The organism is Bhargavaea cecembensis DSE10 (assembly GCF_000348905.1).
Taxonomy (GTDB): Bacteria; Bacillota; Bacilli; order Bacillales_A; family Planococcaceae; genus Bhargavaea; species Bhargavaea cecembensis.
The window spans coordinates 1-22189 of sequence record NZ_AOFT01000010.1; the positions used below are offsets into that span (position 1 = coordinate 1).

At 57.5% G+C, this 22189-nt stretch carries 27 protein-coding genes and 1 other annotated feature; of the genes, 26 read left to right on the forward strand and 1 reads right to left on the reverse strand.

Annotated features, from left to right (window positions below):
* Window positions 1–119 precede the first annotated feature (119 nt).
* The 20 genes from C772_RS10210 to pheA all read left to right on the forward strand — a co-directional run bounded on the left by C772_RS10210 (window position 120) and on the right by pheA (window position 15138).
* On the forward strand, window positions 120–797 hold the full coding sequence (locus C772_RS10210; RefSeq protein WP_008299773.1) for a type II secretion system protein GspM: 678 nt from the start codon (window positions 120–122) through the stop codon (window positions 795–797).
* Window positions 798–799: 2 nt separating this feature from the next.
* A complete protein-coding gene (locus C772_RS10215; protein WP_008299775.1) occupies window positions 800–1555 on the forward strand; it encodes a prepilin peptidase in 756 nt (251 codons plus the stop codon).
* A gap of 87 nt (window positions 1556–1642) precedes the next feature.
* Window positions 1643–2302, forward strand: coding sequence for a hypothetical protein (locus C772_RS10220; RefSeq protein WP_008299777.1), 660 nt, complete (start codon window positions 1643–1645; stop codon window positions 2300–2302).
* Between the two features lie 93 nt (window positions 2303–2395).
* The gene (locus tag C772_RS10225) at window positions 2396–3001 is read left to right on the forward strand and encodes a Maf family protein (RefSeq protein WP_008299779.1); all 606 of its coding nucleotides are present in this window, start codon (window positions 2396–2398) and stop codon (window positions 2999–3001) included.
* On the forward strand, window positions 2998–3693 hold the full coding sequence (gene radC / locus C772_RS10230; protein WP_008299781.1) for a RadC family protein: 696 nt from the start codon (window positions 2998–3000) through the stop codon (window positions 3691–3693). The genes C772_RS10225 and radC overlap by 4 nt, the downstream gene beginning before the upstream one ends.
* 311 nt (window positions 3694–4004) lie before the next feature.
* Entirely contained in the window at window positions 4005–5021 is a 1017-nt protein-coding gene (locus tag C772_RS10240) for a rod shape-determining protein (protein WP_008299785.1), read from the forward strand.
* Between the two features lie 18 nt (window positions 5022–5039).
* On the forward strand, window positions 5040–5957 hold the full coding sequence (mreC, locus tag C772_RS10245; RefSeq protein WP_008299787.1) for a rod shape-determining protein MreC: 918 nt from the start codon (window positions 5040–5042) through the stop codon (window positions 5955–5957).
* Window positions 5954–6478, forward strand: a complete 525-nt coding sequence (mreD, locus tag C772_RS10250) for a rod shape-determining protein MreD (protein ID WP_008299788.1) — start codon at window positions 5954–5956, stop codon at window positions 6476–6478. The genes mreC and mreD overlap by 4 nt, the downstream gene beginning before the upstream one ends.
* A gap of 27 nt (window positions 6479–6505) precedes the next feature.
* On the forward strand, window positions 6506–7177 hold the full coding sequence (minC, locus tag C772_RS10255; protein WP_152419762.1) for a septum site-determining protein MinC: 672 nt from the start codon (window positions 6506–6508) through the stop codon (window positions 7175–7177).
* A gap of 1 nt (window position 7178) precedes the next feature.
* On the forward strand, window positions 7179–7979 hold the full coding sequence (gene minD / locus C772_RS10260; RefSeq protein ID WP_008299793.1) for a septum site-determining protein MinD: 801 nt from the start codon (window positions 7179–7181) through the stop codon (window positions 7977–7979).
* A 111-nt stretch (window positions 7980–8090) separates the two neighbouring features.
* On the forward strand, window positions 8091–9083 hold the full coding sequence (locus C772_RS10265) for a nuclease-related domain-containing protein (protein WP_008299795.1): 993 nt from the start codon (window positions 8091–8093) through the stop codon (window positions 9081–9083).
* A gap of 389 nt (window positions 9084–9472) precedes the next feature.
* Complete coding sequence (locus C772_RS10270; RefSeq protein ID WP_035002114.1) at window positions 9473–10033, forward strand: peptidoglycan DD-metalloendopeptidase family protein; 561 nt, start codon at window positions 9473–9475, stop codon at window positions 10031–10033.
* A 19-nt stretch (window positions 10034–10052) separates the two neighbouring features.
* A complete protein-coding gene (locus tag C772_RS10275) occupies window positions 10053–10676 on the forward strand; it encodes a site-2 protease family protein (protein ID WP_008299798.1) in 624 nt (207 codons plus the stop codon).
* Between the two features lie 31 nt (window positions 10677–10707).
* Window positions 10708–10780, forward strand: a sequence feature (ribosomal protein L21 leader region).
* Window positions 10781–10792: 12 nt separating this feature from the next.
* A complete protein-coding gene (gene rplU / locus C772_RS10280; protein ID WP_008299799.1) occupies window positions 10793–11101 on the forward strand; it encodes a 50S ribosomal protein L21 in 309 nt (102 codons plus the stop codon).
* 3 nt (window positions 11102–11104) lie between these two features.
* On the forward strand, window positions 11105–11428 hold the full coding sequence (locus C772_RS10285) for a ribosomal-processing cysteine protease Prp (RefSeq protein ID WP_035002115.1): 324 nt from the start codon (window positions 11105–11107) through the stop codon (window positions 11426–11428).
* 12 nt (window positions 11429–11440) lie between these two features.
* Window positions 11441–11725: a 50S ribosomal protein L27 gene (gene rpmA, locus C772_RS10290; RefSeq protein WP_008299801.1), complete on the forward strand. Its 285-nt coding sequence runs from the start codon at window positions 11441–11443 to the stop codon at window positions 11723–11725.
* Between the two features lie 169 nt (window positions 11726–11894).
* The gene (locus tag C772_RS16150; protein ID WP_008299802.1) at window positions 11895–12428 is read left to right on the forward strand and encodes a Spo0B domain-containing protein; all 534 of its coding nucleotides are present in this window, start codon (window positions 11895–11897) and stop codon (window positions 12426–12428) included.
* Window positions 12428–13720, forward strand: a complete 1293-nt coding sequence (gene obgE / locus C772_RS10300; protein ID WP_008299803.1) for a GTPase ObgE — start codon at window positions 12428–12430, stop codon at window positions 13718–13720. Before C772_RS16150 ends, obgE begins: the two co-directional genes overlap by 1 nt.
* Window positions 13721–13782: 62 nt before the next feature.
* Window positions 13783–14238: an ACT domain-containing protein gene (locus C772_RS10305; protein WP_008299804.1), complete on the forward strand. Its 456-nt coding sequence runs from the start codon at window positions 13783–13785 to the stop codon at window positions 14236–14238.
* A gap of 15 nt (window positions 14239–14253) precedes the next feature.
* Window positions 14254–15138, forward strand: coding sequence for a prephenate dehydratase (pheA, locus tag C772_RS10310; protein ID WP_008299805.1), 885 nt, complete (start codon window positions 14254–14256; stop codon window positions 15136–15138).
* Between the two features lie 239 nt (window positions 15139–15377).
* On the opposite strand, the gene C772_RS10315 is transcribed toward pheA, so the two are convergent.
* A complete protein-coding gene (locus C772_RS10315) occupies window positions 15378–15917 on the reverse strand; it encodes a transcription repressor NadR (RefSeq protein WP_008299806.1) in 540 nt (179 codons plus the stop codon).
* Window positions 15918–16056: 139 nt separating this feature from the next.
* Between C772_RS10315 and C772_RS16745 the strand changes: the two genes are divergently transcribed.
* The 6 genes from C772_RS16745 to tgt all read left to right on the forward strand — a co-directional run bounded on the left by C772_RS16745 (window position 16057) and on the right by tgt (window position 22152).
* Window positions 16057–17223, forward strand: coding sequence for a LysM peptidoglycan-binding domain-containing protein (locus tag C772_RS16745; RefSeq protein WP_008299807.1), 1167 nt, complete (start codon window positions 16057–16059; stop codon window positions 17221–17223).
* Window positions 17224–17229: 6 nt separating this feature from the next.
* On the forward strand, window positions 17230–18102 hold the full coding sequence (locus C772_RS10325) for an aminoglycoside phosphotransferase family protein (protein WP_008299808.1): 873 nt from the start codon (window positions 17230–17232) through the stop codon (window positions 18100–18102).
* 192 nt (window positions 18103–18294) lie between these two features.
* The gene (gene ruvA / locus C772_RS10330; RefSeq protein WP_008299809.1) at window positions 18295–18900 is read left to right on the forward strand and encodes a Holliday junction branch migration protein RuvA; all 606 of its coding nucleotides are present in this window, start codon (window positions 18295–18297) and stop codon (window positions 18898–18900) included.
* Between the two features lie 44 nt (window positions 18901–18944).
* The gene (gene ruvB / locus C772_RS10335) at window positions 18945–19961 is read left to right on the forward strand and encodes a Holliday junction branch migration DNA helicase RuvB (RefSeq protein WP_008299810.1); all 1017 of its coding nucleotides are present in this window, start codon (window positions 18945–18947) and stop codon (window positions 19959–19961) included.
* Window positions 19961–21013 (forward strand): tRNA preQ1(34) S-adenosylmethionine ribosyltransferase-isomerase QueA, encoded by a 1053-nt coding sequence (gene queA / locus C772_RS10340; RefSeq protein ID WP_035002117.1) that lies wholly within the window; start codon window positions 19961–19963, stop codon window positions 21011–21013. Before ruvB ends, queA begins: the two co-directional genes overlap by 1 nt.
* Window positions 21010–22152 (forward strand): tRNA guanosine(34) transglycosylase Tgt, encoded by a 1143-nt coding sequence (tgt, locus tag C772_RS10345; RefSeq protein WP_008299813.1) that lies wholly within the window; start codon window positions 21010–21012, stop codon window positions 22150–22152. Before queA ends, tgt begins: the two co-directional genes overlap by 4 nt.
* Window positions 22153–22189: the final 37 nt, after the last annotated feature.

Sequence of the window (22189 nt, forward strand, 5' to 3'; positions counted from 1 at the left end):
ACAGGAACGGAAACCGATCCTGCTGCCGAAGGTCAGGACGGCACCACGGATTCCGGAAGCACCCCAAACGGTGACACACCGGCTTCCGGCGGAGACCAGACGGAAGGGGGCGGCGGACAGTGAACCGTTTCAACATGAACCGGAAAGAGACGATCCTGGTCGTCCTCTCGGTACTGTTCCTGATAGCGCTCCTTCTGTACTCGTACTTCATGCTGTTTCAGCCGGCGAGGGAAACCCGGCTCCAGGCACAGCAGACGCTGCAGACCGAGCGACAGGTACTGTCCTCACTCCAGCAGCAGGCAGCGGGCGAAACGGAAAGCGAGCCGGCCAGCACCCTGCCGCTCCAGCGCCGTGTGCCGGTGAACCCTGCAGAGGAAGTTGTCCTCCTGCAGGTCGGAAAGGCGGAAGTCGTGTCAGGCACGGAAATCCAGAACGTCGCGTTCTCGACGGGCGAGATGGTCATCGAGAACCCGCCGGAAGGTGTCGAGAGCGTCAGTGAACTGCTGACGACAGTGCAGATCCTTTCGCCGGACTATGACGGCATCCTCACGTTCATCGAGGAAGTCGAGCGGCTCGAGCGGATCACGGTCACCAATTCGGTCACGTTCACCGGCCCGTCGGAGCGGACCGAGGAGGCACAGGAAGATGAGCCGATTGCGATGGAGATCACGTTTTCCTCGTTTTACCGGCCTGATCTGACGACGCTTGAAGGTGAGACGCCGACCGCTCCGGCTCCGCCGCCTTCGCTGAAAGATGATCCATTCCCGTTTGACGATGAAACGGAACAGGAGGACTGACTGTGGACTGGCTTTGGGCGCTGATGTTTTTCATATACGGCCTCGTGTTCGGGTCGTTCTATAATGTGGTCGGCCTCAGGGTCCCGGAAAAACAGTCGATCGTCCGGCCGCCGTCCCGTTGCCCGAACTGCGGGCGGCGGCTGACGGCGGCCGACCTTGTGCCGTTTTTCTCATTTCTATTCCTGAAAGGCAAATGCCGCCGCTGCGGCTCGAAGATCCATTGGGTCTATCCTGTCATGGAACTGCTGACCGGGATTGCCTTCGCACTCGCGTATCTCCGGTTCGGTTTTACCGGCGAGCTGCTTGTTGCGCTGCTGTTCCTGTCGCTTCTCGTCATCATCACCGTCTCGGATATCGCCTATATGCTCATCCCCGACAAGATTCTCCTTGCGCTCGGCGTTCCGATTCTGTTGCTCCGGATCGCCCTGCCGACGGATCCGTGGTGGGACGGCCCGGCTGCGGCACTGGTTCTCCCCGCCATACTTCTCTTTATCGCCATCGTATCGAAGGGCGGCATGGGCGGCGGCGACATCAAGCTGTATGTCGTGATCGGCCTTGTGCTGGGGCTGACGGATTCATTTCTGTCACTGTTCATCGCCGCCCTGGTGGGAGCGGTCGCCGGTTTTATGATCCTGAAGCGCCAGCGCAAGGGCAGGCGCACGCCGGTCCCGTTCGGTCCTTCGATCGCCTTCGGCGCGACGGTCGCCTACCTGTACGGCAATGAGATTGTCGGCTGGTATCTGAACCTGTTTGTTTGACCCGATATATTTTTTGGACAAGACGACAGCCGTCTTGTCCTTTTTTATCGTCCGGCTGGTATCGTTCCTTTTAAAAGGGGTGGTGTCATGCGGTTACGGAAAAAGTATTCGCGCGGGGCGATCGCGATGGCCATGATGCACGGCTTCCTCATGGGGATCGGCGGCGTGCTGCTGTTCGGGTTCATCGTCATGTCGGATGACGAGAAGTCGGGTGCCGAAGAGCCGGAGTCCGGGGAAACGGTGCCTGCGGATGCGGAACCGGCCAAGGAAGAAGCGAAAAAAGGGGAAGGCGAAGAGGCGACGGGCAACAGGAAGTCGATGTTCTTCGCCATCCAACACGGCATGTTCTCAAGCTACGATGCCGCGACCGGGTTCCTCTCGGCGCAGGCGCAGCTCGACAAGGCAGCGATTGTCCGGGTGGCGGACAAGTTCTATCTCTGGTCGGCGATCCACCTGACCGACTCCGAGGCAAGGGCATCGGTCGTAAAGGACACGTTCGTCAAGCCGTTCACGATTGATGCAGCGGCGTGCCCGGCGGAAACAAGCGGGAAACTGCCGGTTTTATTGGCGGCCCAGGAAGCGGCAAATTTCAAATTTGACGACAAGACAAAAGACGATACGCTACCGGAAGGCTGGAAAAAGAATGTCGGCGCCGTGCAAGGGATTACGGAAGATCCGGCCATCATGAGACTCCATCTGGTCAGCCATTATTCCGAGGCCGCCGAGTGCCTCAAAATCGAATTTTAAGCCGTTTTCCGTGCTCAAAATTAAAAAGTGCAGATTTCTCTAATTCCCCCCGCTCGGCTATGATGAAAACAAACCGTTTAGGGGGAATGGCACATGGAATTCAAGACGAACCGTCAGGTGATCCTCGCATCGGGATCGCCGAGGAGAAGCGAGCTGATGGGGGTGGCGGGCATCCCGTTCATCGTCCGGAAGCCGCAGGTGGAAGAGCCGCCGATCCGGGAGGGGGAAAACCCGGAAGACTATGCGGAACGGCTCGCCAGGCTGAAGGCAAGGGATGTAGCGGAAGGTGAACCGGGATCTGTTGTAATCGGTTCGGATACGGTCGTGCATCAGGATGGACGGGTATACGGAAAGCCGTCCGACAAGGAGGAGGCAAAGGCGTTTCTGGAATCGCTCTGCGGCTCGGTCCATTCCGTCTCGACAGGTGTGTGTGTGACGGACGGAGATCAGGACCGCATGTTCTCGGTCACGACGGAAGTCGAGTTCAGGGATGTTCCGGGATGGGTGATTGACCGTTATGTCGATTCCGGCGACCCGATGGACAAGGCCGGTGCGTACGGCATCCAGTCCGGGGGCGCGCTGTTCGTGAAGGAGATCAGGGGAGACTACCAAGCGGTCGTCGGGCTACCCGTCGCGGACGTGTTCGAAGTGCTGGAGGAGATGGGCGTGATCGCCGGTGGAGAGGGGGACGAGCCTTGACGACGGACCTGTATGTGCCGAAGATCAGCGAGCTTCACATCGCCGACCGGCCGAGGGAGCGGCTTATCCACCAGGGCGCCGAAAGCCTGTCCAACCAGGAGCTGATTGCCATCCTTCTGCGCACCGGGACGAGATCGGAATCGGTCCTGCAGCTGTCCAACCGGGTGCTGGCCTTTTTCGACCGGATCCAGGACATGCAGCACGCGACACTTGAAGAGATGACATCGGTGAAAGGGATCGGCGAGGCGAAGGCGGTGCAGCTGCTTGCCGCCGTCGAGCTCGGCAAGCGCCTCACCCGCAAGCAGTCGACGGAGCGCTACGTCATCCGCTCCCCGGAAGATGCTGCCGCCTATCTCATGCCGGACATGTCCAACCTGAACCAGGAACACTTCGTCGTTCTTTTCCTGAACGTGAAAAACGAAGTACTCCACAGCCGGACCATCTTTATAGGAAGCCTGAACTCCTCGATCGTCCACCCGAGGGAAGTGTTCCGGGAAGCGGTCAAGCGATCCGCGGCCTCCATCATCTGTGCCCACAACCACCCGAGCGGCAACCCGGCCCCAAGCCCGGAAGACATCGAAGTCACCAAACGCCTCGCCGAAGCCGGCAAAATCGTCGGCATCGACCTCCTCGACCACATCATCATCGGCGACCACAAATTCCTAAGTCTTAAAGAAGGGGACTTTATTTGAAGAAGGGAGAAGCGAATGTAACTCTATTTTGGTTGATTGAAGCGGAAGGCCCGAGACACCTGCGGGAAAAGCCGGACAGGCGAGACCCGCAAGACGCAGTCGCGGGGCTCGGCGGCGGCCCGCGGTTAGCGAGGGCCTGCAGCGAAATCAACCCGTTCACTATCGGATCAAAGCAAGAAAATACTTACTTTAATCTATTACACGTTATAGCTTCATATAAGATTGTCACTTTCTCGCGGAATCCGTTATAATGATGTGTATGATTTCAAACCGGCAACACTAACGGCCGCGCAGAAAGGGAGATTAATAGCGTGTTTGGACTCGGATCAAAAGATGTCGGGATTGACCTCGGCACAGCAAATACATTGGTTTTCATCAAGGGCAAGGGAATTGTTCTCCGCGAACCGTCCGTCGTCGCGAAGAACGTCAAGACCGGGGAGATTGTCGCAGTCGGGAATGATGCAAAAAACATGATCGGCCGGACACCGGGCTCGATCATCGCGACGCGTCCGATGAAAGACGGCGTCATCGCGGACTTCGACACAACGACGGCCATGATCCAGTATTACCTGCGCGAAGCACAGAAAGCATCAGGCGGCACATGGAAAAAGCCGAACGTCATGATCTGCGTGCCATACGGCATCACATCGGTCGAACAGCGCGCCGTCATCGACGCTTCCCGCCAGGCCGGCGCAAAAGACGCCTTCACCATCGAAGAGCCGTTTGCGGCTGCAATCGGCGCGAACCTCCCGGTATGGGAACCAACCGGAAGCATGGTCGTCGATATTGGTGGCGGGACGACGGAAGTGGCCGTTATCTCGCTCGGAGGCATCGTGACGAGCGAATCCATCCGAGTCGGCGGCGACGCCATGGACCAGGCGATCATCTCGTACATCCGCAAAACGTACAACCTGACAATCGGTGACCGCACTGCCGAGCAGATCAAGATCGAGATCGGCTCCGCCAAAGTCACCGAGAATCCGGAAAAGATGGAGATCCGCGGACGCGACCTGCTGACAGGCCTGCCGAAGACGATCGAAATCTCTTCCGAAGAAATCGCGGAAGCACTCAAGGAATCCATCACGTCGATCATCGACGGCGTGAAAAAGACCCTCGAGCATACACCGCCTGAGCTGTCCGCGGACGTCATGGAGCGCGGCATCGTGCTCACGGGCGGCGGTGCGCTTCTCGCCAACTTGGACAAGGTGATTGCCGAAGAGACGAACATGCCTGTATCCATCGCGGAAGATCCACTCGACTGTGTGGCGATCGGCACCGGCAAGGCGCTCGACAACTTCGATGTCATCAAGAAACAGCAAGCCAGATAATACGGGAGTGAAGGCAGCATGCCGCAGTTTTTCTCGAACAAACGGCTGATCCTCCTCCTCGTCGGTGTCATCGTGCTGGTCGCCCTGATCTTCTTCTCGCTCAGGGACCGCGATCAGGCGAACTTGCCCGAACAGATCGTAAAAGATGTCGTCGGCTTCGGACAGCAACTGTTCTCGAAGCCGGCGCACTACATAACGGACCTGATCGACGATGTGGATTCACTCCTGAACACCTATGAGGAGAACCAGCGCCTGCGCGCGAGGCTCGTCGAATACGCAGCCGTCCAGGCAGAGCTCAGCGATGTCCGGAATGAGAACCAGCGTCTGAAGGACATTGTCGGCAAAGAGGATGACCTGCGGGATTATGAGCCGATCCACGCTTCGGTCCTGGCAAGAAACCCCGACCAGTGGGAAGAAAAGGTTGTCATCGACCGGGGTGAAACCCACGGCATCCAAAAGAACATGGCGGTCATGACCGCCGACGGGCTGATCGGGAAAGTCGTACTGACGACGCCGTTCACGTCAACCGTCCAGCTGCTTGCGACACAGGACCCGGATTATCGGGTGTCCGCGCTAGTCACGGGCGAGACGGAAGCGTTCGGCCTCATCGAAGGGTACGACACCGAGCGGCGTGAACTGATCCTCAAGCGGATCGATTCCGCGTTCGAGATCAAGGAAGGCCAGAAGGTCATTTCATCCGGTCTCGGCGGAATCTTCCCGAAAGGGCTCCTGATCGGGGAGATCACCGAGGTGACGACGGATGACTTCGGGCTGACCAAGCAGGCGCACATCAAGCCGGCTGCCGACTTCGCGATGCTGGAACATGTGATCGTCGCCAAGCGGACATCGACGGCGGTTGACGGCTCGGATGCCGGCAACACGGGAGAGGCAATGGATAAAACGGCGGAAGACGGGAAAGACGGGGACGGCTCATGATCCGGCTCCTCATTCCGCTCGTCGCCGTCGTTTTATTCTATGTGGAGCCGGTGTTCGGTCTGTTTTCGCCGATTGAGATCGGCGGGGAGCTCCGCTTTCTCATCCCCCGATTTTTGATCATGTTCCTGATCTTTGTCGGAGTCTACTACAGCCGGCAGCGTGCCCTCGTGTACGCGATCATTTTCGGACTCTTGTACGATTTATTTCACATTGATATTATTGGTCTATACGCCTTCCTGTACCCGGCCGTCTGCCTGCTGGCCATCTGGGCCGTGAAGCATATCCACAAACATATTATCGTCGTCACGCTCATCACGCTGCTTCTCGTCGCGGTGCTTGAGACGGCGCTGTACGGATTCTTCACACTGATCGGATTTATCGGGATGCCATTCGGCGAGTTCGTCCCGACCCGACTCTTGCCGACGATGATCGCCAACTCGGTGTTCCTCGTCCTGTTGGGCTGGGTGTTCAAATCGCTTGCCAACCGGCGGAGCATCCAGAAGAGGGAAGGAATGTTGTAAGCATGGAGGAGAATTGGGGTGACGCAAGTGACTAGAAAACAGCTTGTCATGATCAAAGGAACGAAGTCGGGCCTCGTGTTGCGCCTTGACGACCAATGCGCCTATTCCGAACTGATGTCGGAACTGGAGCAGAAAGTCCGGGATGAGGCGCTCGAGGGGACGACGGAGATCCAGCTCCACCTCGGCAACCGGTACTGTACCGATGAGCAGGTAAAGGAGCTCATCAACTGTGTCCAGAAATCTCCCCATCTCCGAGTAACGAAAGTGCAGAGTGACGTCATCCGTGTGGAGGAGTGCAACCGCCTGATCAAGGAGAACCAGTCCGAGACTTATGTCGGGATTGTTCGCTCCGGGCAGGTCGTGAAGGCGGACGGCGACCTCGTCATCATCGGTGACGTGAACCCGAACGGGAAGGCCATCGCGAACGGGAATATTTTCGTCCTCGGCCGGCTGAAGGGCATCGCCCATGCCGGAGCCGGGGGCAATCGGGACTCGGTCATCGCCGCTTCCTGGCTGGAAGCGACCCATCTGATGATCGCCGATAAAGTGGAGACGATGACGGACGAACTGACGGTTCTGTCCGAACGCCCGGAAATGGAATGTGCCTATATCCACCGGAATGGCTTCATCGCCATCGACCGACTTCAGGAGCTCCGCATCCTGAGGCCGAACCTATCTACATTCAAGGGAGGAAGCTAATGTGGGAGAAGCCATCGTTGTGACATCAGGGAAGGGGGGCGTCGGCAAGACGACGACGACCGCCAACCTGGGAACTGCATTGGCCCTTCAAGGCAAGAAAGTCTGCCTGATTGACACGGACATCGGCCTCCGGAACCTGGACGTCGTACTCGGCCTTGAGAACCGGATCATCTACGACCTCGTCGATGTGGTGGAAGGACGCTGCCGTGTCAACCAGGCGCTCGTGAAGGACAAGCGCTTTGAAGACCGGCTGTTCCTTCTTCCGGCGGCACAGACAGCGGACAAGCTGGCTGTTTCGCCGGAGCAGATGAAGGAACTCGTCACCGAGCTGAAACGGGAATATGATTACATTCTGATTGACTGCCCGGCCGGCATCGAGCAGGGCTATCAGAACGCCGTTGCCGGTGCAGACCGCGCCATCGTCGTCACGACACCGGAAATTTCCGCTGTCCGCGACGCTGACCGGATCATCGGCCTTCTTGAGCAGGAAGAAGGCATCGAGCCGCCAAAGCTCATCATCAACCGGATCAAGCGCCATCTCATGGACTCCGGCGAGGCGCTAGACGTCAACGAGATCACCACCCACCTGTCGATCGATCTCCTCGGCATCGTCATGGATGACGAAAACGTCATTTCTTCATCCAATAAAGGCGAACCGGTCGTCCTCAACCCGGCCAACCGAGCCGCAACCGGATACCGCAACATCGCCCGCCGGATCCTCGGCGAATCGGTGCCGCTCATGTCCATGGACGAGCAGAAAAAGGGCTTCTTCGGTAAGCTGAAATCCCTTTTCACGAAATAATCGTTTCCCGGGAAATCGGGATAAAATAAGGAAGTTCGACAATGTGACCCCCATCACATGCCTCTTCAGGCGTGCGGATGGGGGTTTTTATTATGGAAAGGAGGATGGGCGATGGGGAAAAGAAGTGTGCCGGAGCGACTGGCCGCACTGGCGGTGCTGGAATCGAGGATATCTACCGGGCATCCGTCAAATGAGCGGATCCGAGGCGACCTGGAGATGCGGCTCGCCGGCTATGCCGGGGAGAAAAAAGCGGACTTTTATCTGGAAGAGGCGAGGATGAAGGAAAAGCCTGTGGTGCTGAAGGATGTGATGGTGCCGGCAGGTGGCCGCTTTGTCCAAGTGGATACACTCGTGCTCCATCCCGCATTTGTATTGGTGCTGGAAGTCAAGAACATGACCGGGGAACTCTACTTCGACGACGCTAACGGACAGTTTTACAGGATGAAAAACGGTATGCGGGAAGGCATGCGGAACCCCGAAGACCAGCTGAACCGGTCGGTTGCGGCAACGGAACGCTTCCTCGCCTCAATTGAATTACCGGTCCGGGTACATGGCGCCATCGTACTCGCAAGCTATAACGGTCTGGTCGTCCAGAGCCCCGTCAGCAGACCCATCTTCCCGGTCGACAGACTGCCGGGACACGTTGAGAAATTGGAACAGGAGAATCGGGCGTTTTTAAGAAGATCGGACCTGCAATACGTAGGCGATACGCTTAAACTTCTATCGCGGGAAAAGCAGGATCAGTACCTAAGATGGTATAATATTACAGATACTGATTTAATGACAGGTGTGAGATGTCCGGGATGCTATAAGGTTGGAATGGAGCGGGGGCATGGAAAGTGGAACTGCAAGAGTTGCAATGCTGATTCGACGGATGCACATCTTGCTACGTTACAGGAATATCGAACCCTCTGCGGTGATCAAATTACCAGCAATGAAGCCCAGCGGTTTTTGGGCTTAGCCAATATTCAAAGCGCAATCAGACTATTGACTTCATGTTGCCAATATACCGCAAATAAAAAACGAAATAGAAAGTGGACAATCCGTAAAGAGAACATTTATCTGGAAAAATTCATTAATCATTTGATGTATGAAAGAAAGTAGAAGCTCAGGCCGGCCCATTTGGAGTATACGGTGCCTGATTTGAAGTAACGGCCTCCCATTTGGAGTAAGGCCAACCCATTTGGAATAACAACCCCTTATTTGGAGCAAGACTCGCCCGTTTGGAGTAACAGCCCCCGATTTGGAGTAAGACTCGCCCGTTTGGAGTAACAGCCCCCGATTTGGAGTAAGGCTCGCCCGTTTGGAGTAACAGCCCCCGATTTGGAGTAAGGCCGACTCATTTGGAGCAACAGCCCCTGATTTGGAGTAAGGCCCGCCCCATGCCCTATACTCCCGACTCAACGCCACTCTCCAAATCTCTCAACAATTTATCATCACCCCGCTCCCTCCTACATATGATAGAGAAAACATTTCGCAGGGGTGTGGTGCTGATGAGGTGGAGGGAGAAGTGGGTGGCGGCGCTGCTTGTGACCATCGTGCTGTTCGGGGTGGCGAAGCTGGAGGAGCATCAGGTGATGAAGACGCAGATCACGCATCTGGTGCGGTCGGGTGAGGAACTGACGGTGCTGAAGAAATGGGTGATGTCGTTCGTGGACCAGGGACGTCCGGAGACGGCGGTTCCGGTGATTGCGGACGGGACGACGCCGGCGATGGCGGAGTTTTCCACGCTCCAGCCGTTCCGTGAAGGGGTGGTGCTGTCGTATGATGCGACCATTCCGGTGACGGCGAAGGGGGACGGGCTGGTCATCTACACCGGGCATACGCGCCAGACGGGGAAGACGGTGACCGTCCAGTATGATGACGGGGATACCGTGACATACGGGTTTATCGGAAAGTTCCTGACGCTGCCGTATACGACGGTCGGCGCGGGTGAGGCGATCGCGGAGCTGGAGACCGGGGCGATGTTCCTTGGCGTGCAGCGCGACGGTGATGCGATGGATGCGGAAGGCGTGAAAAACTGGCTGGCGTCGCTGAGGGGGACGGGGGAATGACAACCGGAGTCCTCTGCAAATGAAGTACCGGATGCATCCGGTCATGATCCCGTTCCTGCTTGCGATCATTGCGAGCGGGAATGTCTCGTTCTATGCGATCGTCCTCGGTTCGCTGCTGTTCCACGAGGCCGGCCATCTGCTGGCCGCGAAATGGACGGGCGCTCCCGTGAGGCAATGCGTCATCATGCCATACGGCGGGGAAATCGTAATTCCCCGTTTTTCCCGTTTGCCGAAAGCGGACAGGCTCCTGATCGTCGCGGGCGGACCTGCGGCGACCGCCCTATTGCTGGCCTTTTCGTTATTCATTCATATGCCCGGGCGGGAGCTGCTCATCTCGACACAGCTTGCCCTGCTTGGCCTGAATCTGCTGCCGTTTTTGCCGCTGGACGGCGGGCGGGCGGCGCTTGTTTTCTTTCCGGAGCAGAAAATTGCGCTCATCATAATCTCTATTTCCGTGTCGGCTGCCGCAGCCGTCTTTTTCATCCTTTATCTGCCGCAGTCGGCGCCCTATCTGTTCCTTGCCCTGTTCCTGCTGGTCCAGAATGTCCTTCACTGGCGGTACCGAAAATATGAGCGTGTGCTGGAACGGGTCTATTCCGGAAGTTTCCCAAGGCCGGCAGTTGACCGGAAGTCCGGTCTGTGATAGTATTTTCATGTTGGTTTGTAGCGCACCCGTGCTACTACAACCGCGCCGACAAGGTCTTAAGCACCATTTGGTCACCTTGGAGGGCGAGTCTTAGTCTAAGAGGAGGTGCAAGCATGTACGCAATCATTGAAACAGGCGGCAAGCAAGTTAAAGTTGAAGCGGGCCAGGAGATCTACATCGAAAAGCTCGCAGGTGACGTCGATGAGACGATCACATTCGATAAAGTATTGTTCGTCGGCGGCGACGACGTGAAAGTCGGCGCTCCATTCGTGGAAGGCGCAACCGTTACAGGTAAAATCGCCAAGCACGGCCGCGGCAAGAAAATCGTTGTCTTCAAATACAAGCGCCGTAAAAACTACCGCAAGAAGCAGGGTCACCGTCAGCCTTACACGAAAGTCGTCATCGACGGCATCAACCTGTAAGCCGTGATCCGGGTAATTGTGGATGAAACATCAAATGGCCGCATCACCTCATTTGAGATGACCGGCCATGCGGACTTCGCGGAACACGGGAAGGATTTGGTCTGCGCCGCGGCCTCGGCCGTGTCGTTCGGCGCCGTCAACTCAGTGTTTGCACTGACGGAAACGGAGCCGGAAGTGGAGCTTGGTGACGACGGCGGCTATCTGTCCGTCCGGGTGCCGGATCCCGAAGATGAATCCGTCCAGCTGATCCTGAAGTCCATGATCGTTTCATTGCAGACCATTGAGCGGGACTATGGTGAACATATTAAAGTGACTACTAACCGATAGGAGGTGGACTACATGCTACGTTTGGATCTCCAATTCTTCGCGTCGAAGAAAGGGGTAGGTTCCACGAAGAACGGCCGTGACTCCGAAGCGAAACGCCTTGGTGCGAAGCGCGCGGATGGCCAATTCGTAAGCGGCGGTTCCATTCTGTACCGTCAGCGCGGGACGAAAATCCACCCTGGTGAAAACGTTGGCCGCGGCGGCGATGATACGCTGTTCGCAAAGGTTGACGGTGTCGTACGCTTCGAGCGTTTCGGCCGCGACAAGAAAAAAGTTAGCGTCTATCCGGCTGCTCAATAAGCAACAGATGGATGACGGCGGGCTGCATGATTCTCATGCGGCCCGCTTTTTTATTGCCGGAAAAAGACCGTTGATTTTTAGACACCTGCATTGAAACACGCCTGTCCTGTAGTGGTATACTGTACGTACGGGATGAACACGAACTTTTGGAAGACGGGAAGTGACCGCGATGGAAGAACGGCTGTCGGCACAGGAATTGCTGAAATACTCGAGGCATGATCATATGAACACCCTCCATCTGATCCGGATGATGCTGGATCTCGGCAAGGAGGACGGTGTCCGGCAAGCGATTGATGATGCCGTCGAAAAGGCACGGCACGAATCTGCATTGGGTGCAATGGACATGCCGGGCCTGGCAGTATGGCTCCTCACGTTCGGCTGGCGCTTCCCGGAATACGAGGTGTCGCTGGATGTGGCAACGGACGGCCCGGGTGACAGGGAAGCTGATGCGGAGGCAGAGGCTTTTCTCGAAGAGCTGTTCTCGGTGCTTCAGGACGGATTGAGCCCGTATGCGGAGTACGGTGCACAGATCCGGGTAAAGACAGAATCCGGGGCATGGTCGGCCACATTCACTCTGACAGGCCCTCACCAACTGCAGGAAGGCCTGGCGGAAGCGTCACCCGATGCACGGTTTACGTTCCATCATTCCGAGGAAGATGGACAACTGATGATGACAGTAGCTGGAAGGAAGGTGGATCGGTGATGTTTGTCGATCACGTAAAGATCTATGTAAAAGGCGGGGACGGCGGTAATGGAATGGTCGCGTTCCGCCGGGAAAAATACGAACCGATGGGCGGACCCGCGGGCGGCGACGGCGGCAAGGGGGCCGATGTCATCTTTGAGGTGGACGAAGGCCTGCGCACGCTGATGGATTTCCGCTATCAGAGGCATTTCAAGGCCCCGCGCGGTGAGCACGGGATGAGCAAGAGCATGCACGGCAAAAACGCAAAAGACATGGTCGTCAAGGTGCCGCCGGGCACGACGGTGACGGATGCGGAATCGGGCGCGATCATCGCGGATCTGACCGAGCACGGCCAGCGCGCGGTCATCGCAAAAGGCGGCCGCGGCGGGCGGGGCAACATCCGCTTTGCAACGCCTGCCAATCCGGCTCCGGAAATTTCAGAAAAGGGCGAGCCGGGCTATGAGCTGGAAGTCGTCCTCGAACTGAAGGTGCTGGCGGATGTCGGCCTCGTCGGCTTCCCGAGTGTCGGAAAGTCGACCCTGCTGTCCGTCGTGTCGGCCGCCAAGCCAAAAATCGGCGATTATCATTTCACGACGATCGTTCCGAACCTTGGTGTCGTGGACGCCGGTGACGGGCGCAGTTTCGTCATGGCAGACCTGCCCGGCCTGATCGAAGGGGCCCACCAGGGTGTCGGGCTCGGCCATCAGTTCCTTCGCCACATCGAGCGGACGCGCGTCATCGTGCACGTCATCGACATGTCCGGCATGGAAGGACGCGACCCGTACGAGGATTACGTGACGATCAATGAGGAATTGGAGCAGTACAACCTCCGCCTCACGGAGCGTCCGCAGATCGTCGTGGCCAACAAGATGGACATGCCCGAGGCGGAAATGAACCTTGCGGAATTCAAGGAACAGATCCCGTCCGAAGTGAAGGTGTACCCGATTTCCGCCATCACCCGCCAGGGGCTGTCGGATCTGCTGTATGCCGTTGCGGACCTTCTCGAAGAAACGCCGGAGTTCCCGCTTTATGACCCTGAGGAAGTGGAAGAATCGCGCCACGTCCTGTATAAGTTTGAAGCGGAGAAAAAAGATGAATTTATCATTGGCCGGGACGACGACGGTGCGTTTACGGTCGGCGGTCCTGCGATCGAGCGCCTGTTCAAGATGACCAACTTCTCGCACGAGGAGTCGGTCCGCAGGTTCGGCCGCCAGCTCCGCGGCATGGGCATCGACGATGCACTGCGCGAGCGCGGCGTCGAGAACGGAGATACGGTCCGCATCATGGACTACGAATTCGAATTCGTGGATTGAGACCTGCCCGGTAAGGGGGCCTGCCGGCGCGAACGGCAGGCAGAGAAAAGAGGGCTGAAACAATGAAAGACGTTTCGGATGAAAATTATTACCTCGTCAGGGAAGACGTCCTGACGGAATCGATGCAGAAAACGCTCGAAGCGAAGCGCCTCCTGCAGAACGGCGAGGAGTCGACCATCTGGGATGCGGTAAAGCGGGTCGGCCTTTCGCGAAGTGCGTTCTATAAATACCGCGACACGGTGTTCCCTTTCCATTCGGTTGTCCAGGAGCGGATCCTGACGATCTTCCTGCAGCTGGAGGACAGGGAAGGGGCGCTGGCGGAACTGCTGCGGACCGTTGCGGAGGCGCAGTGCAATGTGCTGACGATTCACCAGACCATCCCGATCCAGGGCCGCGCCAATGTGACTCTGTCACTGGATGTGACCGCGATGACGATGGAACTGAACACGTTCCTGCAGACGCTCAAGCGGCTGCCGTTCATCGAATCGGCGGATGTCGTCAGTTCGGGCGCGTATTAAGGGGGAGAAAAGGTTTTGGAAGAAACAGTGACACGGGTGGCTTATCTCGGACCGGAGGCGTCGTTCACCCATCTGGCGGCAGACGGCCTGTTCCATGGGGACTGGCTCATGCCCTATACGACCATTCCGGAAGCGATTGAAGCCGTATCGGAAGACCGTGCAGATTATGCGGTCGTGCCGATTGAAAATGCATTGGAAGGCGCCGTCTCCCTGACGGTCGATTACCTGTATCATGAAGTGGAGCTTTATATCACAGCTGAAATCCTGCAGCCGATCGATCAGCATCTCATGGTGAATCCGGTACAGGCGGACAGGTGGGAAGAAGTGGAGTCGATCCACTCGCATCCGCAGGCGCTGGCCCAGTGCCACAAATTCCTGCATTACCGGTTCCGGGGCGTGCCGCTGATCCAGGCGACATCGACATCGGGTGCCGCCAAATACGCGGCCGATCACCCTGAGCTGCGCATTGCAGCAATCGGAAACCGGTTCGCCGCAGAAAAGTACGGCCTGAAAATCGTGCAGGACAGCATCAATGACTTCCACTTTAACCGGACACGGTTCGTCGTACTGTCTAAGCGGGAGGGAGAGATCGGCAAACCCGGATGCGGGGAAAAGGTCAAGTCGACCCTCATGATCAATTTGCCGAAGGATAACCGCTCCGGTGCGCTGCACCAGATCCTGTCGGTCTTCGCCTGGAGACGGCTGAACCTGACCAAGATCGAATCCCGCCCGATGAAAACGGGTCTCGGCGACTACTTCTTCATCGTCGATGTGGACGCAGGAAAAGAACATCCGATGATGAAGGGCGCCATGGAAGAACTCGCTGCACTCGGCTGTGTCGTCAAGCCGCTCGGCACCTACAGAACCTATGAGATAAAACCGGCACCGCGCGAAAATTAAGCGCGATGCCGGTTTTTTTGTTGTGAATAGCGGGCTATCGTACGTAATTCAAACGGATACTCCGGAAACGCGATCCATCGTACGAAATTGCAAAAATAAGTACGAAAATGATGACCGTAGTACGAAATCCGTCCGGATACTCCGGGTCGCAATCCAATTACGAAATCGAATGATTAACTGCGAAACTGCTCTCCATAGTACGAAAATCCGCCGCATACTCCGGAAATCATAAAATACCTTTACGCCTCATCCGTCAAAAACCCATGCTCCCTCAGTGCCTGCTCCGCGCGGTCGAGGATTTCTTCGCTGTCCGCGGTGATGGTGTGGAGGTGGGGCCCGCCGGTGATCTCCAGCAGGAAGGGCGATCCGGTTTCGTGCACCCGGGCGAGGAACTGTCCCACGTCATGCCGGTTGTTGACCATGATGGCCGCGTTCAGTTCTCCGTACACCGGATGTTCGACGGTGACATCGCGCACAGAGGCGCCTGCATCGACAATCAGGTTCAGCTCTTTTTCCGTCTGGTCCGGCGTATGTGTGCAGGCGATTTTTCTCGACAGTACGCCTTGCCGCTCCGGCGTCTCGCTTCCGAGGTGGACATACCCCGAACTGGTCGCCATGATGGACTCGCCATGCGCCTTCAGAAGGGTGATATCCCCGACGATGACCTGGCGGCTCACTCCGCATATTTCTGCAAGCTCCGCCCCTTTGATCGAGCGTTCGCTGTTTTTCAGTTTCCTGAGAATCAGTTTCCTCCGCTCGTCCCCCTTCAACTTTTCCATGGGCTTCGACTCCTTCCCGTCATATCTGCTGTTCGTTTTCTCATAGCTTATTGTGAAGACGTCCTCGGAGTCTGTCAAAGTTTCAGTGTCATCGCCCAGTGCGGGTTCATACGCTATACCGATGGAAGGGGGAGAAGCAATGCACGTGCACATTGTGCAGAAAGGGGATACCCTCTGGAAAATCTCCAGGCAGTACGGGGTTCCTTTTGAAGAAGTAAAACGGCTCAATGCCCATCTGGCTAATCCGGACTATATCGTGCCGGGGATGAAGATCTTCCTGCCGGATCATGCAAAGAAAGGCAAGGGCCAGCCGCCGGCTGAACATCCGTACAAGGATGGTCGCCCGAAAAAACCGGTGAGGGAAAAGCAGGAAATGGAATCGCCGGAACTGTCACCGGCCCCGCCACCGCCGCCTCCGATGGAAAAGCCGGCGCCGCCTAGACCGGCACCGAAGCCTGCGCCTCCAAAGCCGGCTCCAAAACCGGCACCAAAGCCCGCGCCGAAACCGGCTCCAAAACCGAAACCGGCGCCAACACCGCCGCCAATGCCGACACCGCCACCGCTGATGCCAATCGAAGAATCGCCGATGGCCCCGCCACCGCCTCCACCGCCACCGCCGATGCAAGAAGAGTCGCCGATGGGCCCTCCTCCGGTCCTGCCGGAAATGGATATGCCGCCGATGCAGGAGCCTTGCCCACCCGAGAAGGAAGCGGCCATGCCAATGATGATGCCGATGCCATTCTGTTACATGCCGGTATTTGATATGTGCTGCCCGATGTGCGGTCATGGCCATATGCCGACCCATCATCATCCGCAAATGATGCAGCCATATCCTCAGATGCCGATGCAACCGTATCCTCAGATGCCGATGGAATCCTACCCTCAGGCACAGCCGTATCCGGCGATGCCGCAGATGCCGTCTGCACCGGGTTACACACTGCCTGTTGCGGAGGGAATGCCGGAATACGCCATGCCGGCAGAGCATGAATCTCCGGATCATGGCTGGAAAATGGGCGAATCCAGTTCTTATTCGTCCTCGCTCGATGTGTACATGGGCGACCGGCACGAACACGAATCCCCGATGACCGATGACCTCCACGTGCCACAGGCACCGATGCACATGTACCCGGCTGAGTCTCCCGGAGGATGCGGATGCGGTGACGGGCCAACTGTGCCGTATGCCGTCCAGGCCGCCGCATGGCCTTATTGGCCGCAGCCGTCCTTCCAGCCTTATCCGGGCCATGGCCACCACCACGGACACTGCTGCCACGTATGCGGTTCACCGTACGGGCACGGCGGCTACTGATCACCCATGGCTGCCGGGGGCAACATCCGACAGATCAAGCAGAACGTCTGGAAATGGGACGTCGGCGGCAAACGGTATTCGCTGAAGAAATATGATTCCGCCCAGCAGGCGCGCAAGGTGAGGCGGATCCATGATGAACTTGAGAATATCGGGTTCCCGCATGTCCTGCCGATCATCGGTTCGGCGGATGAGCGGGCGGTCATCCAGCCCTGGCTGGACCGCGCAAGGCCTGCCGACTATTCAAGCAGGGCGGGGAGGGATCGGACGCTCTCCGTGCTCCGCATGCTCCATGCAACATCCGATCAGGTGAACTGGGAAGGCACCGGGGTGCTTTACCGGTATCCGCTGATCGCCAAATGGGAAGACCGGCTTTCGAAGTTCCGCAATCAGAAAAAGAATCTGGTGCCGCTGGTCGGAAGCAAGCACTATGACGCGATCGTCTATCACGCCGAGGAAGCGCTGAGTGCCATCCGGAAAACGTATGATCCGGAAGAGGACTGCACACTTCTTCATGGGGATGTCGTCCATCACAACTTCCTGAAAGGCCCGGACGGCAAGTACGTGATGATCGATTTCGACCTGGCCTGCACCGGTCCGTCCGGCACGGAGACAGCGCTCTGGATCCACCGCGTCCTCTCGCATGTCGACTTTGACCTGGATTACCTGTGCGGCGAGCAGCCGGAACTCGGCCTGCTTTCTGCGTCTTCTTTCAACCTGCTGCTTTATCCGAATGAACTTCTGAGGGAATGGCTGTACTTGCTGACCCTCGATGAAGACAAACAGAGGCAGATGAAAGCGAAGCTGGACCGTTTCACGGACAAAGCCCTGTCCGCCTGGATTCCGCTTTGTTATCAGGTGTCTAAGCGGGTGAACAATTAATCGTGCATCGCCGCGGGTCTCTTATTGAGAAGAGGTCCGCGGCATTTTCTATTTCGTGAGGCAACCAATGACCGATATATTTATTATGTAAACAATAACACTTCTGAAAGCATCCCTCCCATACCCCGGCTGATGCGGGGATGCGAACATGTATGCTATAATCTACTCATTGTGACAGAGGGGGAACACGGCTTGTACGATTACATAAAAGGGCGCATCACCAGGGTGACGCCCGAGTATATCACGGTTGAGCAGGGCGGCATCGGTTATCAGGTGATCACGCCCAATCCGTATGCCTTCCATGCGGACGAGGAAAAGCAGGTCTTCACGCATCTCCATGTCAGGGAAGACGTGATGCAGCTGATCGGTTTCCAGGCTCCAGAGCAGCGGGAACTGTTCAGGAAGCTGATCACCGTCTCCGGCATCGGCCCGAAAGGTGCACTGGCGATCCTTGCCGGCGGAATGACCGCCCAGGTCGTTGCCGCCATCGAGGCGGAAGATGAGAAGTTCCTCGTCAAATTCCCCGGTGTCGGCAAAAAGACCGCCCGGCAGATTATCCTGGATCTGAAAGGGAAGCTGGACGGCGTGACCGATGAAGTCGTCTTCATGACCGAAGCCGATCCGGAACCGGCACTGGATTCGAATCATGACCTCGAGGAAGCGATGCTCGCACTTACCGCACTCGGCTACTCGGAGCGGGAGCTCGGCAAAATCCGGCCGAAGCTCGAGAAAGAGTCATTGGAAAATACGGAAGCTTATATGAAGCGGGCGCTTGCGCTTCTGCTGAAGCAGGGTTAACGGGTGAACCGGTTTGCACAACCTGAAGGGAAGGAGGGGGACTGATGGAAGAACGGGTGATTTCCGGCGAAGCCACATCATTTGACAACGGATTTGAGCAATCGCTCAGGCCGCAGCGTCTCGGCCAGTATATTGGCCAGGATCGGGTCAAGCACAACCTCGGCATTTTTATCGAGGCGGCCAAGCAGCGGGAGGAAAGCCTGGACCATGTGCTTCTGTACGGGCCGCCGGGCCTCGGCAAGACCACACTCGCCTCGGTGATCGCAAACGAGATGGGTGTCAATTTCCGGACGACAAGCGGGCCTGCAATCGAGCGGCCCGGGGACCTCGCAGCCATCGTCAGCTCGCTTGAGCCGGGGGACGTGCTGTTCATCGACGAAATCCACCGGCTGAGCCGGGCGGTCGAGGAAGTGCTTTATCCGGCGATGGAGGATTTCTGCCTCGATATCGTCGTCGGCAAGGGGCCGGAGGCAAGGTCGATCCGCTTTGATCTGCCGCCGTTCACGCTGATCGGCGCCACCACCAGGGCCGGCTCCCTGTCGGCACCGCTCCGGGACCGTTTCGGCGTGCCGCTCCGTCTCGACTACTACGACCGGGCAGCGCTGGCCGAAATTGTCGTACGGAGCGCGGACATTTTCGGCGCCCCGATCACACGCGAAGCGGCGGAGGAGATGGCGATGCGTTCCCGCGGCACACCGCGGATCGCCAACCGCCTGCTCCGGCGCGTAAGGGATTTTGCCCAAGTGCGCGGCAACGGGCAGATCACGCTCCCGACCGCCCAGGAAGCCCTGGAACTGCTCCAGGTCGATTCTCACGGCCTGGACAGCATCGACCATAAACTGCTCCTCTCCATGATCGAGCGGTTCCGCGGGGGCCCTGTCGGCCTCGATACGATCGCCGCGAGCATCGGCGAAGAATCGGCCACAATCGAAGATGTTTATGAACCTTACCTGCTGCAGATCGGATTCCTGCAGCGCACACCACGCGGTCGTGTGGCCACGCCGCGCGCCTATGAACATTTCGGCATGGACATGCCGGATGACGGAAGAAGGAACGAATGATGAATGTAGAAGATTTTGATTTTCATCTGCCGGAGGATCTGATCGCGCAAACTCCGCTAAAAGAACGGACAGCATCCCGGCTGCTCGTCGTGGACCGCGAAACAGGCGGACTTGAGGACCGCAAGTTCTCCGATATCCTCGGGTATTTTGAACCGGGCGACTGCCTCGTCCTCAACGATACAAAGGTTCTGCCCGCACGTCTTTTGGGCACGAAGGAAGAGACGGGGGCCACAATTGAAGTCCTGCTCCTGACAGACAAGGGCGGAGACGAGTGGGAGACGCTCGTCAAACCGGCAAAACGCGTGAAGCCGGGCACGGTCGTCACATTCGGTGACGGGCTGCTCAAAGCGGAATGCACCGGTGTCGGAGACCATGGCGGACGGACATTCAAGTTCAGCTATGAGGGCATCTTCTATGAAGTGCTCGACAGGCTGGGTGAAATGCCGCTTCCTCCATATATCCATGAAAAACTGGATGACCGGGACCGCTACCAGACCGTTTTTGCAAAAGAACGCGGCTCGGCAGCGGCACCGACGGCAGGACTCCACTTTACGGAGGAACTGCTGGCCGAGATCCGGGAAAAAGGAGTCGAGATCGTCTTCATCACGCTCCACGTCGGGCTCGGCACGTTCCGGCCGGTGAGCGTCGACACGATCGAAAACCACGAGATGCATTCGGAGTACTACAGTGTTTCCGAAGAAGCTGCCGCAACGATCCGGAAGACGAAGGAAGCAGGCGGCCGTGTGATCGCGGTCGGTACGACATCGACCAGGACGCTCGAGACAATCGCCTCCGAACATGGCGGCGAGGTAGTCGCCGCCGGAGGATGGACTTCGATTTTCATCTTCCCGGGCTATGAATACAAGGCGATCGACGGGCTCATCACCAACTTTCACCTGCCGAAATCGACCCTGATCATGCTCGTGTCCGCCTTCTCGTCCCGTGAAATCATCCTGAACGCATACAGGCATGCGGTGGACGGGCGTTACCGGTTCTTCAGCTTCGGTGACGCGATGTTCCTGAAGCCTCCAAAGAAAGGGAGAAGCAAATGACTCCAGCGATCACCTATGAACTGATCAAAAAAGACAAGCAGACGGGCGCGCGGCTCGGCATCGTGCATACGCCGCACGGTTCGTTCGAGACACCGGCATTCATGCCGGTCGGCACGCAGGCGACCGTCAAGACGATGTCCCCGGAAGAGCTCAAGGAGATGAAGGCGGGCATTATCCTCAGCAACACGTACCATCTGTGGCTCCGGCCGGGCCATGACATCATCAGAGAGGCAGGCGGCCTCCACAAGTTCATGAACTGGGACCGGGCCATCCTGACCGACTCCGGCGGGTTCCAGGTGTTTTCACTCAGTGATATGCGCAAGATCGAAGAGGAGGGCGTCCATTTCCGCCATCACCTCGACGGCAGCAAGCTGTTCCTGAGTCCCGAAAAAGCGATGGAAATCCAGAATGCGCTCGGCTCGGACATCATGATGGCGTTTGACGAGTGCCCGCCGTATCCCGCCTCCCATGAATACATGAAGGCGAGTGTCGAGCGGACATCCCGCTGGGCGGAGCGGTGCCTCGAGGCGCACGCGCGTCCCGAAGACCAGGGGCTGTTCGGCATTGTCCAGGGCGGCGAGTTCGAAGACCTCCGGCGACAGAGCGTTCAGGACCTCACCTCGCTCGACTTCCCGGGCTATGCGGTCGGAGGCCTTTCCGTCGGCGAGCCGAAGGATGTCATGAACCGCGTGCTCGATTTCACGACGCCGCTCCTGCCTGAAGAAAAGCCGCGCTATCTGATGGGCGTCGGGTCTCCGGATGCGCTGATCGACGGATCGATCCGCGGCATCGACATGTTCGACTGTGTGCTGCCGACGCGGATCGCCCGCAACGGGACACTCATGACGAGCGAAGGCCGCCTTGTTGTCAAGAACGCGAAGTTTGCGCGCGATTTCAGGCCGCTGGACGAAAATTGCGACTGCCATGTATGCCGGAACTACAGCCGCGCCTACATCCGCCACTTGATCAAGGCGGAAGAGTCGTTCGGCATCCGGCTGACGAGCTACCACAATCTGTACTTCCTCATGAATCTCATGGAGCAGGTCCGGCAGGCGATCCGCGAAGACCGCCTCGGTGATTTCCGTGAAGAGTTCTTTGAACAGTATGGATACAACAAACCCAATGCAAAAAACTTCTGAAGCTTGTATACTTGTACCATACAGAAAGGGGGAAAAT

Coding starts and splice junctions, on each gene's coding strand:
- C772_RS10270 (WP_035002114.1), top strand. CDS start 9,473: ATGAGGTGGAGGGAGAAGTGGGTGGCGGCGCTGCTTGTGACCATCGTG.
- mreD (WP_008299788.1), top strand. CDS start 5,954: ATGATCCGGCTCCTCATTCCGCTCGTCGCCGTCGTTTTATTCTATGTG.
- C772_RS10305 (WP_008299804.1), top strand. CDS start 13,783: ATGAAAGACGTTTCGGATGAAAATTATTACCTCGTCAGGGAAGACGTC.
- rplU (WP_008299799.1), top strand. CDS start 10,793: ATGTACGCAATCATTGAAACAGGCGGCAAGCAAGTTAAAGTTGAAGCG.
- tgt (WP_008299813.1), top strand. CDS start 21,010: ATGACTCCAGCGATCACCTATGAACTGATCAAAAAAGACAAGCAGACG.
- mreC (WP_008299787.1), top strand. CDS start 5,040: ATGCCGCAGTTTTTCTCGAACAAACGGCTGATCCTCCTCCTCGTCGGT.
- C772_RS10220 (WP_008299777.1), top strand. CDS start 1,643: ATGCGGTTACGGAAAAAGTATTCGCGCGGGGCGATCGCGATGGCCATG.
- ruvB (WP_008299810.1), top strand. CDS start 18,945: ATGGAAGAACGGGTGATTTCCGGCGAAGCCACATCATTTGACAACGGA.
- C772_RS16150 (WP_008299802.1), top strand. CDS start 11,895: ATGGAAGAACGGCTGTCGGCACAGGAATTGCTGAAATACTCGAGGCAT.
- C772_RS10265 (WP_008299795.1), top strand. CDS start 8,091: ATGGGGAAAAGAAGTGTGCCGGAGCGACTGGCCGCACTGGCGGTGCTG.
- C772_RS10325 (WP_008299808.1), top strand. CDS start 17,230: ATGGCTGCCGGGGGCAACATCCGACAGATCAAGCAGAACGTCTGGAAA.
- C772_RS10225 (WP_008299779.1), top strand. CDS start 2,396: ATGGAATTCAAGACGAACCGTCAGGTGATCCTCGCATCGGGATCGCCG.
- C772_RS10275 (WP_008299798.1), top strand. CDS start 10,053: ATGAAGTACCGGATGCATCCGGTCATGATCCCGTTCCTGCTTGCGATC.
- C772_RS10315 (WP_008299806.1), bottom strand. CDS start 15,917: ATGGAAAAGTTGAAGGGGGACGAGCGGAGGAAACTGATTCTCAGGAAA.
- C772_RS16745 (WP_008299807.1), top strand. CDS start 16,057: ATGCACGTGCACATTGTGCAGAAAGGGGATACCCTCTGGAAAATCTCC.
- obgE (WP_008299803.1), top strand. CDS start 12,428: ATGTTTGTCGATCACGTAAAGATCTATGTAAAAGGCGGGGACGGCGGT.
- queA (WP_035002117.1), top strand. CDS start 19,961: ATGAATGTAGAAGATTTTGATTTTCATCTGCCGGAGGATCTGATCGCG.
- rpmA (WP_008299801.1), top strand. CDS start 11,441: ATGCTACGTTTGGATCTCCAATTCTTCGCGTCGAAGAAAGGGGTAGGT.